Genomic DNA, 14,706 nt, shown 5'->3' with positions numbered 1-14,706 from the left:
CTGGTCGCCGGCACCGCCACCTTCGCCGGCGGCCCGGACACGTACGCCGCGAACATCGCCCGCCTGCGGGGATAGGCCGGGCCCGGAACGCGAACGTCCGGAGAGTGAAGGTTCCGCGGCCTTTGACTCGTCCGCCCTTCGCGTTCCGATGTCGCGCCGGCCAGGAAACGATACCCCGTCCGATTCCCGGCGCACCGCCCTCTGGGACGTGAACCAAAGCGCATTCCCGCCGTTAAACCTCCGGGCATTGACTTGGCCCCCATACGGAGGGAGAGCGGAATGGAAATCCTTTGGACGATCATCATCGGCCTGGTCGCCGGCGTCATCGCCAAGCTGCTGATGCCCGGGCGCGATCCCGGCGGATTCATCATCACGACCCTGCTGGGCATCGCCGGTGCGTTCCTCGCCACCTGGCTGGGCGCCGCCGTCGGCTGGTACCGGGCGGGTGAAGGGGCCGGCCTGATCGGCGCCATCGTCGGCGCCTTCATCATCCTGGCGATCTACCGGATGGTCGCCGGGCGCCGCACCACCTGAGGTGACGGCCGGGCGGCGCCTGCGGCGCCGCCCCCGCCCCCGGCCCACAGGCGCCGGCCCTCAGGCGCGGGCGACGGGGGTGGGCATGAAGACGACGCGCGAGATGGCGTCGCGGATGGCGGCCCCGGTGAAGGGCTTGCGGACGATCTGGCCGAGGTGCCGCGCTCCCAGCTCCTCCAGGTCGCCGTCGAAGGCGGTGACGAAGATGGTGCGCAAGGTGCGCTGCTCGCGCAGGCGGCGGGCGATGGCGATGCCGTTGTCGCCGTCCGCCAGCCGCACGTCGAGCAGCGCCAAGGTGGGTTGCGCCGACTGCAGCAGCTCCAGCGCCTCCCGCTCGTTGGCCGCCGTGCCGCACAGGACGTGCCCCATGTCGGCGACCACCGATCCGATCTCCATCGCCAGGATGGGGTTGTCCTCCACCACCAGCACACGCTGGGTCAGGGCGTCGCGCACGGCGTCGCGCGCCCGGTTCAGCATGTCCGCGGCGCCGGCGGGCGTGATCTGCATGACCTTCGCCAGTTCCGCCGCCCCCAGTCCCTCGAGGGTCGCCAGCAGATAGACGCGCCGCTGATCCTCCGGCAGCAACGCCAGCGCCCGCTCGATGGGATGGGGCGACGCCGCGGGACGGCCCCCGTCCTCGTCGAACAGCAGATGCAGGAGCGCATACAGCGCCGCCCGCGATCCGTCGGCCAGACCGAAGCGGGTCGGCGCCATGACGGCCACCTCGACCGCGCCGGTCACGAGATCGTCGCCGCTTTCGGTCGCCCCGGTGAGGGCGCGCGCGTAGCGCCGCAAATAGGGCAGATGCTCGTAGAGCTGTCGTGAATAGACTCGCATATCCTACCGTTTCGTGCCCGTTGGCGCCCGCTCCGGCCGGCGCGATTAACCGGTCGTTAACCTATCACGGCGCCGAAGGGGCGCGAACCGGAAAAATGGCCGACCCCCGCCTATCCGATGGGGAATGGATCACCGCGCCTCCTCGCGCAGCCGGCGCGAACGCCACTGCCACGGCTTCTCGATCCTGCCCGACCACAGCCCCAGCCGCTTGCTCTGGGCGTAGGCCTCGCTCTTCTGGTAGGCCGAGGTCAGGCTGCGGTAGGCGAAGGCCCAGCCGCGCGACACCATCGCCGCGCCGAGGTTGACGCCGCGCACACGGCACTCGCCGATGAGCCGGCCGTTGCGGTCCCGCTCGGCGACGGTGCAGTCGACCTCGTTCCCCTTCACCATCGTCTCCAGCACGGCGGTGGCGATGCGGAAGCAGTCGAAGGAGCTGCCGTAGCGGTTCTGGCAGGTCTGGCCGGGATCGGGCGCGTCGATGCCCATGAGCCGCACCGGCGTGCCGGCGACCGCCAGCAGGTCCCCTTCCAGCGCCACCGCCTCCCCCGTCATGCGGGTGTTCGGGTAGTTGGGCGTGCCGCCGCCCTGCGCCGCCGCCGGCGGGACGCCCGCCGCCAGCACGACCACGGCCACGGCCACGACCACGGCCACGACCGCGGCCAGGACGGCCCGCTCAGAGAAGGGACGGTTGGGCATCGAAGGGCTCGATGCAGCCGGGATCGTCGTGGCGCACGTTGTTGACGCGCGGCGACACCGGCTGCGCCTCCAGGGCGGCGTCGGGGGCCGGCCGCAGCAACGCCGCGACGTCCGGCAGCGGGGTCGCCGGATCGAGCCAACGGTCGTAGTCGGCCGGGTCCAGCACCACCGGCATGCGGTCGTGCAGACGCGCCAGCGCCGCGTTCGCCACCGTGGTGACGATGGTCACGGTCTCCAGCGGGGCCGGCAGCGGCTCGCCCCTGGGGCCCGGCCAGCGCTCCCACAGGCCGGCCAGGGCGAAGGGGGTCCGGTCGGGGCGGCGGATGACGTAGGGCTGCTTGCGCTTGCCGCCGTCGACGGCCAGCCACTCGTAGAAGCCGTCCGCGGGCACCAGGCAGCGCCGCTGCCGGAACGCCGCGCGGAACGCCGGCTTCTCCGCCACGGATTCGCCGCGGGCGTTGATCATCCGGGAGCCGACGGAGGGGTCCTTGGCCCAGGATGGCACCAGTCCCCAGCGCGCCGCGGCGAAGCGACGGGCGCCGCCCTCCAGGCGCACGGTGGCGACGTCCTGGGTGGGAGCGATGTTGTAGCGGGGCGCCAGGTTCGGCCGCTCGGCGAAGCCGAAGGCCCGCTGCAGTTCGGCGAGCGGTGTCGCCAGGAGGATGCGTCCGCACATGGCGGGCAGCTTGTCGGGTTCGCGCCGGCTTGGCAACCCGGCCGAACGGCACCGGCCGGAAGGGTCCGTCCGGCGCGGCCGCCGCGGGCCTTTCCCGCCGCGGCGCGGGGACCTATGTTGCCCGGGAGCCACCACGCAGCGAGACGCCCATCATGCAGAAATTCGGCATCGGACAGGCCGTCCCCCGCACCGAGGACCCGCGGCTGCTCACCGGCCGCGGCCGCTACACCGACGACGTTTCCCTGCCCGGCCAGACCTGGGCGGCCTTCGTCCGCTCGCCCCACGCCGACGCGCTCGTGCACGGCGTCGACACGGCCGAGGCGGCCGCCGCGCCCGGCGTGCTCGGCGTCTTCACCATCGCCGACCTCGACGCCGACGGCATCGGCGCCATTCCCTGCCAGGCGACGGTCAGGAACCGCGACGGCAGCGCCATGGCGACCCCGCCGCGCCCGGTGCTCGCCCGCGACCGGGTGCGCCACGTCGGCGAGGCGGTGGCGATGGTGGTGGCGGAGTCCCTGGACGCCGCGCGCGACGCCGCCGAACTGGTGATGGTCGACTACGAGGACCGGCCGGCCGTCACCGGCCTCGCCGAGGCGCTGGAGCCGGACCGGCCGCAGCTGTGGGACGAGGTGCCGGGCAACCTCGCCTTCGATTGGGAGAAGGGCGACGCCGCCGCGGTGGAGGCGGCCTTCGCCGGGGCGGCCCGGGTGGTGGCGCTCGACCTCGTCAACAACCGGGTGGTCGCCAACCCGATGGAGGGACGGGCCTGCGTGGGCGCGGTGGAGGAGGAGACCGGCCGCCTGCTCCTCTACGTCTCCAGCCAGGGCGTGCACAGCATGCGCGCCCAGCTCGCCGACGCCCTGTTCAAGCTGCCCAAGGACCGCATCCGCGTCATCACCCCCGACGTCGGCGGCGGCTTCGGCATGAAGCTGTTCATGTATCCGGAATACGCCGCCTGCCTGTGGGCGGCGCGCCGGCTGAACCGGCCGGTCAAGTGGGCCGCCGAACGCACCGAGGCCTTCCTCAGCGACGACCACGGGCGTGACCACCTGACCCGCACCGAACTGGCGCTCGACAAGGACGGCCGGTTCCTGGCGATGCGCGTGAACACGCTGGCCAACATGGGCGCCTACCTCTCGAACTACGGGCCCTTCGTGCCGACCGACCTGTACGCGCCGATGTTCGCCGGCTGCTACCGCACGCCCCTCCTGTACGTCCGGGTGAAGGGCGTCTACACCAACACCCAGCCGGTCGACGCCTACCGCGGCGCCGGCCGCCCGGAGGCGGCGTACGCGCTGGAGCGCTCGGTCGACCACGCGGCGCGCGCGGCGGGGCTGGACCCGGCGGAGATCCGCCGGCGCAACTTCATCCCGCCGGACGCCATGCCCTACGCCACGCCGCTCGGCAAGACCTACGACAGCGGCGACTTCGCGCGGAACCTCGAGGACGCGCTGCGGCTGGCCGACGTCGCCGGAGCGGACGCCCGCAAGGCCGAGGCCCGGGCGCGCGGCCGCCGCCGCGGCATCGGCATCTCCACCTACATCGAGGCGTGCGCCGGCGGCGGTCCGGAGCAGGCGACGGTGGAGATCCTGAAGGACGGCCGCGCCGTTCTGATGATCGGCACCCAGAGCAACGGCCAGGGCCACGAGACGGCGTACAAGCAGATCCTCGCCGACCGCCTCGGCATCGCCCCCGGCGACATCGAGGTGGTGCAGGGCGACACCGACCGCGTCTCCTGGGGCAGCGGCACCGGCGGGTCGCGCTCGGTCCCGGTGGGCGGCGCGGCCCTGTCGAAGGGCATCGACCAGGTGGTCGCCAAGGCCACCGACGTCGCCGCCGAGCTGCTGGAGGCCGCCGCCGTCGATCTCGAGTTCGCCGGCGGCGTCTTCACCATCGCCGGCACCGACCGCACGGTGTCGCTGAAGCAGGTCGCCGAGAAGGCGGCCGGGATGGGCGCCGTGGCCTTCTCCGAGCGCGCCCGCTGGTCGCCGCCGGCCGACACCTTCCCCAACGGCTGCCACGTCTGCGAGGTCGAGGTGGATCCCGACACCGGGATGGTCGAGGTGGCGCGCTACACCGTGGTCGACGACTTCGGCACCGTGGTCAACCCGCTCCTGCTGAAGGGCCAGGTCCACGGCGGCGTGGTCCAGGGCATCGGCCAGGCGCTGCACGAGCGGGTGGTGTTCGATCCCGAGTCCGGCCAGCTGCTCACCGGCTCCCTCATGGACTACGGGCTGCCCCGCGCCGCCGACGCGCCGCCGGTGACGGTGGAGCTGAACTGCGTGCCCTGCGCCACCAACGCGCTCGGCATGAAGGGCGCCGGCGAGGCCGGGGCGATCGGTGCCCCGCCGGCCATCGTCAACGCCATCGTCGACGCGCTGGCCGAGTACGGGATCGCCCACCTCGACATGCCGGCGACGCCGGAATACCTGTGGCGGCTGATCCGGAACGCGCGGGGCCGCCAGGCGGCGTGACCGCCGCCCTCACCCGCCCACCCGCCCGGCACCGCCGGGCGGGTGGGCGGGCGTCGCGTCACAGCGCGGCGAGGATCGCGTCGGCCGAGGAGACCTCGAACTTGCCCGGCGCCTCGACCGCCAGATGGGTCACCTTGCCATCCTTGGCCACCAGGGCGAAGCGCTGGCCGCGGGTGCCGAGGCCGTAGCCCGAGCCGTCCATGGTCAGGCCGAGCGCCTGGGTGAAGGTGGCGTTGCCGTCCGGCAGCATCAGCACCTTGCCGTCGGTCTCGCTCTTCTCGCCCCACACCTTCATCACGAAGGGGTCGTTGACGGCGAGGCAGACGACGGTGTCGACGCCCTTGGCCTTCAGGGCCTCGGCCTGCTGCACGAAGCCCGGCAGGTGCTTCATCGAGCAGGTCGGCGTGAAGGCGCCCGGCACCGAGAACAGGACGACCGTCTTGCCCTTGAAGATCTCGTCGGTGGTGATCTCCTGCATGCCGTTGTCGGTCAGGTGCTTCAGCGTGACGGAGGGAACGGTGTCGCCAACCTGGATGGACATGGGGTCTCTCCCTGATTCGGTGTTGTGTCCCGCCGACAGGTTCTAACGGCCGTCCCGCCCCCCGGCAAGGTCCGTCGCGGCCGTTCCGCCAGACGGGATAAGCCTATAAGCACGTTTGCCCCGGCCGGGCCACCGTGGCCCGGCCGGGGCGAACGTGCGGACTCCGTGGTCTTGCAGGATGTCCGGGTCCGCCCACGGTGGGCGGACCCGGACATCCTGCTTATGGACGGCCGGCGGCGCGGTCGAGGGCGTCGATCACCGCCCCCTCGCTCAGGAGTTCGGGAAGGACCACGCCGTCGGGGGCGCCCGGGCCGTAGACGACGTTGAAGGGAATGCCGTAACGGCCGTAGCGGGCGAGATAGGCGGAAATCCGCTCGTCCGGCCTGGTCCAGTCGGCCCGCATGGCGACGATGCCGCCGTCGGCGGCGCGCAGCCGCTCGGCCACCGCGCCGCGCTCCACCACCAGCTTCTTGTTGGCCTGGCAGGTGATGCACCAGTCGGCGGTGACGTCGACGAAGACCGTCCGCCCCGCCGCCACCAGGCCGCCGATGGCGGCCTCGTCGAAGACGGCCCATTCCGCCGCCCCGGCGACCGGCGCGGCGTCGGCCTCCTGGCCGAAGTGGGCCGGAACGACGAAGGCGGCGAGCGTCACCAGGCCCGCCAGGGCCGCCCCGGCCCAGCGCATCCGCCGGTGCAGCATCCGGCCCAGGGCGAGCACCAGCAGCAGGGCGACCATCAGCGCCGCCACCAGGCCGGCCACCGCGCCGCCGACCTGCACCGCCAGCACCGTCAGCAGCCACACCCCGGTCAGGGCCAGCGCGCCGCCCATCACCCGGCGCAGGCCGACCATCCACCGCCCCGGCCGCGGCAGGCGCCGCGCCAGGCCGGGAAACGCCGCGACCAGCAGGTAGGGCAGCGCCAGGCCGACGCCGAGGGCCGCGAAGACCATGACGATCTCGAGCGGCCCGTTGGCCAGCGCGAAGCCGACGGCGGTGCCGAGGAACGGAGCCGAGCACGGGGTCGCCAGCAGGGTGGCGAAGGCGCCGGTCACGAAGGGACCGGCCAGCCCGTGCCCCTCCTCGGGACCGGCCAGCGCGTCGGCGATCAGGCGCGGCAGCGGAATCTCGAACAGCCCCCAGAGGTTGGCGGCGAACAGGGTCACCAGGACCACCATGAAGACCAGGAACAGCGGCTGCTGGAACTGGATGCCCCAGCCCACCGACGCCCCCGCCGCCTTCAGCCCGATCATCGCCGCCGCCAGCACCAGGAACGAGGCGACGATCCCCGCGGCGCTCGCCAGGAAGCCGGCCCGCACCGCGGCCGGCGCGCGGCCGGCGCCGCCGTGCTGCACAACCGACACCAGCTTCAGCGACAGGACCGGCAGCACGCAGGGCATCAGGTTGAGGATGAGGCCGCCCAGCAGCGCCACCGCCAGCATCGGCAAGAGGGCCGGCGCCGGCGCCCCGCCCGGCGCGAGGCGGGCCGTGCCGCCCGCCGGCACCCCCGCGGCGACGGTCGCCGCCGCTTCCATGGCTCGGGCGCCGTCCACCACCGTCACCATCGCCGCGCGGCCGGCGAGGTCCAGGCCGGCCGGCGGCTGCGACGCCTCCAGGCGCAGCGTCGCCACCCGGTCGCCGTCGGAGAAGCTCACCTCGGGCGCCGTGAAGGCGACGGGCGGGTCCATCTCGACGAAGACGTCGGGCGACACCAGCGGCTCGCGCGCCGCCACCTGCACCGCCAGCACCGCCCCGTCGGCGCCGATGGCGCGGACCTCCAGCCCGGCGGCCCGGCCGTCGCCGGGCACGCTCGATTCGGCGCGCGCCACCGTGTTGGCCTCCGGCCCCGGAGTCGCCGGCCCGGAGGGCAGCGCCAGCGACACGTCGACCCGCTGCGGAATGCACAGCTCGGCGCAGACCAGCAGGTCCACGGCGGCGCGCAGGTCGACCGCAGCGCCGGGGACGTCCGGCACGGCGTCGATGGGAAAGACGACCTCGTCCTCGTAGCCGACCGTCTCGATGCCGAGCGTCGTCATGCGGTGCGGCGCCGGATAGCGCAGGGTCGCGTCCTTCAGGTTGGCCGAGCCGTCCCACGCCAGGCGCGGCGGCAGGCCGGCGTCGCCGGGCGAGCGCCAGTAGGTCTTCCAGCCCGGCTCCAGCCGGACCTCCAGCGCCAGCGGGATGCGCCCCCCCTCCCCCGTCGCCTCGACGGCGGCGATCAGACGCGCCTCGACCGGGCCGGCCTTGCTCCACGGGCCGGCGGCGGCGAGCGCCGTCCCCGGAAGGCCGAGGAGCAGGAACGAAAGGATGGCGACGGCAAACCTTTTCATCGCGGGCGCTGTTCTCTATCTGCTATCGAAGCGGCGTCGGCCGCTCCCTATAATTGGTGACAAGCTTCGTCCCGTGCTGTCACACTCGGTGACGGCGGCCGCGGGGGACCGGAGCCCCGGGCTTTCCCGCCCAGGAAAGAAGGATAACCGCCCATGCCGTACTCGACCAAGCCCCCCGAGTACCTCACCGGCCAACTCCTCATCGCCATGCCGACGATGTCCGATCCGCGGTTCCAGCGCACCGTCATCTACGTGTGCGCCCACAACGCCGACGGCGCTATGGGCTTGGTCGTCAACAAGCTGTTCGGCTCCATCACCTTCACCGACCTGCTCGACCAGCTCGGCATCGAGCACGCCACCTCCGGCGTCAACATGCCGGTGCATTATGGCGGTCCTGTGGAATCGGGCCGCGGATTCGTGCTGCACACCACCGACTACGTGCGCGAGGGCACGCTTCTGGTGGACGACGACGTGGCGCTCACCGCCACCATCGACATCCTGCGCGCCATTTCCGAGGACCGCGGCCCGAAGCAGAGCATCCTGCTGCTCGGCTACGCCGGCTGGGGGGCCGGCCAGCTCGACGCGGAGATGCAGGCCAACGGCTGGCTCAACGTGCCGTGCGACGAGAAGCTGCTGTTCGACCAGGATCTCGACACCAAGTGGGAGCGCTCCATCGCCAAGCTGGGCGTCAGCGTCTCCATGCTGTCCGGCGAGGCCGGGCACGCCTGAGCCGGATCAGCCGGCCAGCACCAGGATGTCCTCGCGCCCGGGGGGCCGATCTCGATCCGCGCCAGCGCCGCCGCCACGCCGGCTCCGTTGCCGTCGGCGTCGAAGACAGGACGCCCGGGGCCGTGTCGAAGACGAAGGCGGCGTCGGCGGTCGACGGCCGGTGCTGGGCGACGTTCGGCCCCGAGCGTGAAATCGGCGATGGCGTCGACGCCTTCATCCGCCGAGCCGATGCGGAACGGGTCCGCCCCCGGGTCCGACCGTATGAAACGGGAAGGGCCGGCGTTCAGGCGCGGCCGGAGGCGAGTTCCAGCGCGACGCCGCGCGCCTGCATGAATTCGGGAAGGCGGCTGACCAGGCGCGGGCCGTCGTAAACGGCCCAGCTGCTCTGGAACCCGGCCTCCTCATAGCGCAGATCGACCTGCTTGGCACCGCGCCGCAGCGAGAAGTGGCGCGCCGACTCCTGCGTCCACGTGAACTTTTCTGTCATAACAGCCTCGATAATCGAGCGAATGTTGCCTGGAATGGTAGTCCCCAAGGGTTAAAGCTTGTTTAAGAGGGGCGCTCCGACCAACCCCGCACTGGGGGTAGGCTACCCCGTCCGACGGCGACCGTGTCAGCCGTGCCACTCTTCCTGGAGGATCGCGTAGAGCACGTGGTCGCTCCACGAGCCGTCGATGCGCAGGTAGCCGCGGGCGTAACCCTCGTGGGTGAAGCCGACCTTCTCCAGCAGGCCGCGGCTCGGCAGGTTGGAGGGCAGGCAGGCCGCCTCCACCCGGTGCAGGCCGAGCTGGCCGAAGGCGAAGTCGAGCACCAGCCGGGTGCCGCCGGAGATGTAGCCGGAGCGCGCGAAGGGCTGGCCGACCCAATAGCCCAGCGTCGCCATCTGCGCCACGCCGCGCCGGACGTTGGACAGGCCGATGCCGCCGACGAGCCGTCCGCCGGCGCGCTCGAACACGAGGAAGCTGTATCCTTCGTCGTCGCGCCACTCCTGGGCCTGGCGGCGCAGGCGCCGGGCGAAGGCGGTGCGGGTGAGGGCGTCGGCCGGCCAGGTCGGCTCCCACGGCGTCAGGAAGCCGCGCGAGACGGCCCGCAGGTCGGCCCACTCGCGCCAGTCCCGCGGCAGGGGCGGGCGGATGAAGCACAGCGGGCCGTCGAGCCTGACGGCGGGCGGGCTGATGAGCCCGCTCCCCAGCAGGCGCATCATCGACGGCTCTCAGGCCAGACGCGCGGCGATGCGGTCATAGCTCTCCAGCCGCGCCAGCGGCCCCAGCGCCGTCACGGTCGGGCGGCTGCACCGCAGGCGCCGCGCGACGCGGCCCACCGAGTCGCAGTCGACGGCGTCGATGCGGGCGACGATCTCCTCCACCGGCACCGGCCGTCCATAGGTCAGGAGCTGCTGGCCGAGCTGCTCGCAGCGCGACATGCTGCTCTCCAGGGCCATCAGCGTACCGGCCTTGAGCTGCGCCCGGGCCCGCGCCACCTCGTCCGCGCTCACCGCGTCGCCGACCTTGCGGATCTCCTCGCAGACCACCGGGATCAGCTCCGTCACCTCCTGGTCGCCGGTGCCGGCGTAGACGCCGAAGACACCGCCGTCGCGGTAACCACCGGAGAAGCTGTAGATGGAATAGACCAGCCCGCGCTTCTCCCGCACCTCCTGGAAGAGACGGGACGACATGCCGCCGCCGAGCAGCGTCGACAGCACGGAATGGGCGTAGAAGTCGGGGTCGTGCACCCCCACCCCGTCGAAGCCGAGCACCACGTGGAGCTGCTCCAGGTCGCGCTCCTCGCGGAAGTCGCCGCCGGCGTAGCGCGCCGGCTCCACCTCGGGCAGCGGCGTCGACGGCAGGTGGGCGAAGGCCTTCTCCGCCAGCGCCACGAAACGGTCGTGGTCGATCCGGCCGGCCGCCGACAGCACGATCGACGGTCCGGAATAGTGCCGCCCGACGTAGTCGACCAGGGCCGCCCGCGGCAGCGCGCCGACGATCTCGGCCGACCCCAGCACCGGCCGGCCGATCGCCTGGCCGGGGAAGGCGGTGGCCTGGAAATGGTCGAAGATGATGTCGTCGGGGGTGTCGGCGGCCTGGCCGATCTCCTGCAGCACGACGGTGCGCTCGCGCACCAGCTCCTCCTCGTCGAGCACCGAGTGCTGCAGCATGTCGGCGATGATGTCGAGGGCGAGTGCGGTGTCCTCGTGCAGCACCTTGGCGTAGTAGGCGGTGTGCTCGCGCGTGGTGTAGGCGTTGAGCTGGCCGCCGACGTCCTCGATCTCCTCCGAGATGCGGTAGGCGGAGCGGCGTTCGGTGCCCTTGAACAGCATGTGCTCGACGAGGTGGGCCACGCCGTTGACCGCCGCCGCCTCGTTGCGGGTGCCGACACCGACCCAGCAGCCGAGCGAGACCGTCTGCACGCCGGGCATGGTGTCGGTGGCGACCCGCAGGCCGTTGCCGAGGGTGGTGATGCGGACGCTGTTCATGCGGTCTCCGTGGCGGCGCGGGCGTGGCGGACGACGTAGTCCTGGACGGTCGCGAGGTCGTTGGGCAGCACGTCCAGCCGCTCCTCGCGCTCGTACAGGTCGGCCAGCCGCGGCGGCAGCGCCGGGCGTCGGCCGGTGGCGGACTCCACCGCGTCCGGGAACTTGGCGGGATGGGCGGTCGCCAGCACGACGGCCGGCACCGCCGGGTCGCGCGCGACGGCGCGGGCCGCGGCGACGCCGACGGCGGTGTGCGGATCGACGGCGTAGCCGCCGGTCCTCGCCCAGATGTCAGCGATGGTGGCCATGGTGGTCTCCTCGTCGACCCGGTGGCCGGCGAAGACCCCCAGGGCGTCGCCGAGCTGGGCGTCGGTCACGGCGAAGCGGCCGTCGGCGCGGAAGCGGCGCATCGTCTCCTCGACGGCGGCGCCGTCGCGGCCGTGCAGGTCGAAGAGGAGGCGCTCGAAGTTGCTCGAGATCTGGATGTCCATGCTGGGACTCAAGGTAGGCGTCACCGGCACCGTCGCCATGGTCCCGCTTTCGAAAAAGCGCGCCAGGATGTCGTTGGAGTTGGAGGCCACCACCAGCCGCTCGACGGGCAGGCCCATGGCCCGCGCGCCGTAGGCGGCGTAGACGTTGCCGAAGTTGCCGGTGGGCACCACGAAGGCGAGCGGCCGGTCCGGCGCCCCCAGCGCCACCGCGGCGGCGAAGTAATAGACGATCTGGGCCATGATGCGCGCCCAGTTGATGGAATTCACCGCCGACAGGCCGAGACGGTCGCGGAAGGCCGTGTCGTTGAACATCGCCTTCACCAGATCCTGGCAGTCGTCGAACGTCCCTTCGAGCGCGACGTTGCGCACGTTGGACGACAGCACGCTGGTCATCTGCCGGCGCTGCACCTCCGACGTGCGGCCGCGCGGGTGAAGGATGAAGATGTCGACGTTGGCGCGGTCGCGGCAGGCCTCGATGGCGGCCGAGCCGGTGTCGCCGGAGGTGGCGCCGACCACCGTCACCCGTTCGCCCCGCTTGGCCAGCACATGGTCGAACAGGCGGCCCAGCAGCTGCAGCGCCACGTCCTTGAAGGCGAGCGTAGGGCCGTGGAACAGCTCCAGCACCCAGGTGCGCTGGTCGAGCTGGACCAGCGGAGTCACCGCGGCGTGGTCGAATTCGGCGTAGGCGTCGCGCACCAGGGCGCGGAAGTCGTCCTCGGCGATGGCGCCGCCAAGGAAGGGCAGCATCACCCGGACCGCCACCTCCACATAGGGCAGGCCGCGCATCGCCCGGATCTCGGCGGCCGAGAACTGCGGCCAGCTCTCCGGCACGTAGAGCCCACCGTCACGGGCGAGCCCGGTCAGAAGGACATCCTCGAAGCCCAGGGCCGGGGCCGCGCCCCGCGTGCTGACGTACCGCAACGACCACTCTCCCACCGGAATGAGGGAGGGAAATTAGCGACTGCGGATCGCTCTTAGCAAGCGGCACCACCGGGACGCCGCCCTGCGCCGCGTCGCGGGGTGGCGTTCCCCGCACCCGAGCCTGCCCGAACGGGGTGGCGCGAACCAACGCGCTTGCTCTGCGGCAACCTGTCGCACTACAAACCCCACTCCCAAGCTCAACAATCCGTCGGGCGCGGTTTGCCGGGGTTTCCGCTGTGCGGCATGGTGCCGCGGCGGGCGCATGGAAAGCCTTGTAAGCCGTCACTCGAAAGGGCTAAATTTGAACTGCGGGAATTTGTCGCACGAGTGTGGTTATTTTCCGCGAGGCAGAGACGACCCGCCGGATACGCCCGGCCGAGCCCCGAGAACGGGGCCGCGACAACAGGGGCGACCGTACGGGTTCACGGGACGGGACGTTCGTGGTCCGCACCGAGGACCACGGCAACGAGAAGGGTTGGGGATGAAGAGGCACACCATCCGCGCCGCCGGCGTGGCGGCGCTTTCTTGCGCTTTCGGTTTGTGTGGCGGACTGTCTGGCGCGCTCGCCGATCAGCCCCGCCCCTGGCAGATGGGCCTGCAGGACAACGCGTCGCCGGTCATGGACCAGCTCACCAGCTTCCACAGCCTGCTGCTGGTGGTCATCACCGTGATCTCGGTGTTCGTGCTGGCGCTGCTGGGCTACGTCATCGTTCGCTTCAGCGCCAAGCGGAGCCCGCAGGCCACCAAGACCTCCCACAACACCCTGCTCGAGGTCGCCTGGACCGTGCTGCCGGTGATCATCCTGGTGGTGATCGCCGTGCCGTCGTTCCGTGTCCTCTACTTCCTCGAGCAGGTTCCCGAAGCCGAGATGACGCTCAAGGTGACGGGCCGCCAGTGGTACTGGGACTACGAGTACCCCGACCACGGCAACATCGCCTTCTCCAGCTACATGGTGCAGGAGGAGGACCTGAAGCCGGGCCAGCCGCGCCTGCTGGAGACGGACAACCGCGTCGTCCTGCCGGTCGACACCACGGTGCGCGTCCAGGTGACCGCCGGCGACGTGATCCACTCCTGGGCGATGCCCGCCTTCGGCATCAAGAAGGACGCCGTGCCCGGCCGTCTCAACGAGACGTGGGTGCGGATCGAGAAGGAAGGCGTCTACTACGGCCAGTGCTCGGAGATCTGCGGCGTCAACCACGGCTTCATGCCGATCGCCATCGAGGCCGTGTCCAAGGAGAAGTTCGCGCAGTGGGTCGAGCAGGCCAAGGTCGCCTTCGGCCCCGCCGAGGACCGGGAAGTCGCGCAGGCGCTGCCCGCCCGCTGACACGCCATCCGCCGATCGACAGCCAGAGACAAGCACGGCCGAGGGCCGATAAGAGGGACGAGATATGGGCAACGGAACCACGGGGAACCACGCCCCCCATCCGGGAGCGGGGGCCGGCGCGCACGGCGAGGCGCACCACGACCACCACACGCCAGGCTTCGTCGAGCGCTGGTTCTTCTCCACCAATCACAAGGACATCGGGACGCTCTACCTGATCTTCTCGGTGATCGCCGGCCTGATCGGCGGCCTGTTCTCGGTGATCATGCGCGCCGAGCTGCAGGAGCCGGGCATGCAGTTCATCGCCGACGGCCAGGTGTGGAACGTGCTGATCTCCGCCCACGGCCTGATCATGGTGTTCTTCGTGGTCATGCCGGCGCTGATCGGCGGCTTCGGCAACTGGTTCGTGCCGCTCATGATCGGCGCCCCCGACATGGCCTTCCCGCGCCTCAACAACATCAGCTTCTGGCTGATCGTCCCGGCCTTCCTGCTGCTGCTGAGCTCGGCCTTCGTCGGCCCCGGCGCCGGCACCGGCTGGACCATCTACCCGCCGCTGTCCAGCGTCACCGGCCACGCCGGCCCGTCGGTGGACATGGCGATCTTCGCCCTGCACCTGGCCGGCGCCTCGTCGATCCTCGGCGCGGTCAACTTCATCACCACCATCTTCAACATGCGCGCCCCCGGCATGAC

General features: G+C 71.7%; 14 protein-coding genes. 5 read left to right on the top strand and 9 right to left on the bottom strand.

Annotation, left to right across the window (positions count from 1 at the left end):
- Window positions 1-279: 279 nt before the first annotated feature.
- The gene (locus tag ACSBPG_RS31365) at window positions 280-534 is read left to right on the top strand and encodes a GlsB/YeaQ/YmgE family stress response membrane protein (protein WP_435541193.1); all 255 of its coding nucleotides are present in this window, start codon (window positions 280-282) and stop codon (window positions 532-534) included.
- A gap of 60 nt (window positions 535-594) precedes the next feature.
- Here the strand turns inward: ACSBPG_RS31365 and ACSBPG_RS31360 are convergent, their stop codons facing one another.
- From ACSBPG_RS31360 to ACSBPG_RS31350, 3 genes are all read right to left on the bottom strand, one after another.
- Entirely contained in the window at window positions 595-1,371 is a 777-nt protein-coding gene (locus ACSBPG_RS31360; protein WP_435541192.1) for a PhyR family response regulator anti-anti-sigma factor, read from the bottom strand.
- A 129-nt stretch (window positions 1,372-1,500) separates the two neighbouring features.
- Window positions 1,501-2,067 (bottom strand): thermonuclease family protein, encoded by a 567-nt coding sequence (locus ACSBPG_RS31355; RefSeq protein WP_435541191.1) that lies wholly within the window; start codon window positions 2,065-2,067, stop codon window positions 1,501-1,503.
- Complete coding sequence (locus tag ACSBPG_RS31350) at window positions 2,045-2,743, bottom strand: SOS response-associated peptidase (RefSeq protein ID WP_435541190.1); 699 nt, start codon at window positions 2,741-2,743, stop codon at window positions 2,045-2,047. The genes ACSBPG_RS31355 and ACSBPG_RS31350 overlap by 23 nt, the downstream gene beginning before the upstream one ends.
- Window positions 2,744-2,895: 152 nt before the next feature.
- On the opposite strand from ACSBPG_RS31350, the gene ACSBPG_RS31345 reads away from it, so the two are divergent.
- Window positions 2,896-5,217, top strand: a complete 2,322-nt coding sequence (locus ACSBPG_RS31345; protein ID WP_435541189.1) for a xanthine dehydrogenase family protein molybdopterin-binding subunit — start codon at window positions 2,896-2,898, stop codon at window positions 5,215-5,217.
- Window positions 5,218-5,275: 58 nt separating this feature from the next.
- On the opposite strand, the gene ACSBPG_RS31340 is transcribed toward ACSBPG_RS31345, so the two are convergent.
- Window positions 5,276-5,758 (bottom strand): peroxiredoxin, encoded by a 483-nt coding sequence (locus tag ACSBPG_RS31340; protein WP_435541188.1) that lies wholly within the window; start codon window positions 5,756-5,758, stop codon window positions 5,276-5,278.
- 220 nt (window positions 5,759-5,978) lie between these two features.
- Window positions 5,979-8,084 (bottom strand): protein-disulfide reductase DsbD family protein, encoded by a 2,106-nt coding sequence (locus tag ACSBPG_RS31335; protein ID WP_435541187.1) that lies wholly within the window; start codon window positions 8,082-8,084, stop codon window positions 5,979-5,981.
- 153 nt (window positions 8,085-8,237) lie between these two features.
- On the opposite strand from ACSBPG_RS31335, the gene ACSBPG_RS31330 reads away from it, so the two are divergent.
- Window positions 8,238-8,813: a YqgE/AlgH family protein gene (locus tag ACSBPG_RS31330; RefSeq protein WP_435541186.1), complete on the top strand. Its 576-nt coding sequence runs from the start codon at window positions 8,238-8,240 to the stop codon at window positions 8,811-8,813.
- A 283-nt stretch (window positions 8,814-9,096) separates the two neighbouring features.
- Here the strand turns inward: ACSBPG_RS31330 and ACSBPG_RS31325 are convergent, their stop codons facing one another.
- From ACSBPG_RS31325 to thrC, 4 genes are all read right to left on the bottom strand, one after another.
- Complete coding sequence (locus ACSBPG_RS31325) at window positions 9,097-9,300, bottom strand: hypothetical protein (protein WP_435541185.1); 204 nt, start codon at window positions 9,298-9,300, stop codon at window positions 9,097-9,099.
- A 126-nt stretch (window positions 9,301-9,426) separates the two neighbouring features.
- On the bottom strand, window positions 9,427-10,017 hold the full coding sequence (locus ACSBPG_RS31320; protein ID WP_435541184.1) for a GNAT family N-acetyltransferase: 591 nt from the start codon (window positions 10,015-10,017) through the stop codon (window positions 9,427-9,429).
- Window positions 10,018-10,026: 9 nt separating this feature from the next.
- Window positions 10,027-11,286, bottom strand: coding sequence for a M16 family metallopeptidase (locus ACSBPG_RS31315; RefSeq protein WP_435541183.1), 1,260 nt, complete (start codon window positions 11,284-11,286; stop codon window positions 10,027-10,029).
- Window positions 11,283-12,695: a threonine synthase gene (gene thrC / locus ACSBPG_RS31310; RefSeq protein WP_435541182.1), complete on the bottom strand. Its 1,413-nt coding sequence runs from the start codon at window positions 12,693-12,695 to the stop codon at window positions 11,283-11,285. Before thrC ends, ACSBPG_RS31315 begins: the two co-directional genes overlap by 4 nt.
- 481 nt (window positions 12,696-13,176) lie before the next feature.
- Here thrC and coxB point away from each other — a divergent pair, with 481 nt between their 5' ends.
- Both coxB and ACSBPG_RS31300 read left to right on the top strand, forming a co-directional pair.
- The gene (gene coxB, locus ACSBPG_RS31305) at window positions 13,177-14,019 is read left to right on the top strand and encodes a cytochrome c oxidase subunit II (protein ID WP_435541181.1); all 843 of its coding nucleotides are present in this window, start codon (window positions 13,177-13,179) and stop codon (window positions 14,017-14,019) included.
- Between the two features lie 64 nt (window positions 14,020-14,083).
- Window positions 14,084-14,706 (top strand): cbb3-type cytochrome c oxidase subunit I (locus tag ACSBPG_RS31300; protein WP_435541180.1); only part of this gene is annotated, 623 nt, incomplete at its 3' end.

Source organism: Azospirillum sp. ST 5-10, assembly GCF_051225715.1.
In the GTDB taxonomy this organism is placed as follows: domain Bacteria; phylum Pseudomonadota; class Alphaproteobacteria; order Azospirillales; family Azospirillaceae; genus Azospirillum.
Note: the sequence above shows the minus strand (reverse complement) of the source record. Positions and strands in the feature narration are given on the sequence as shown.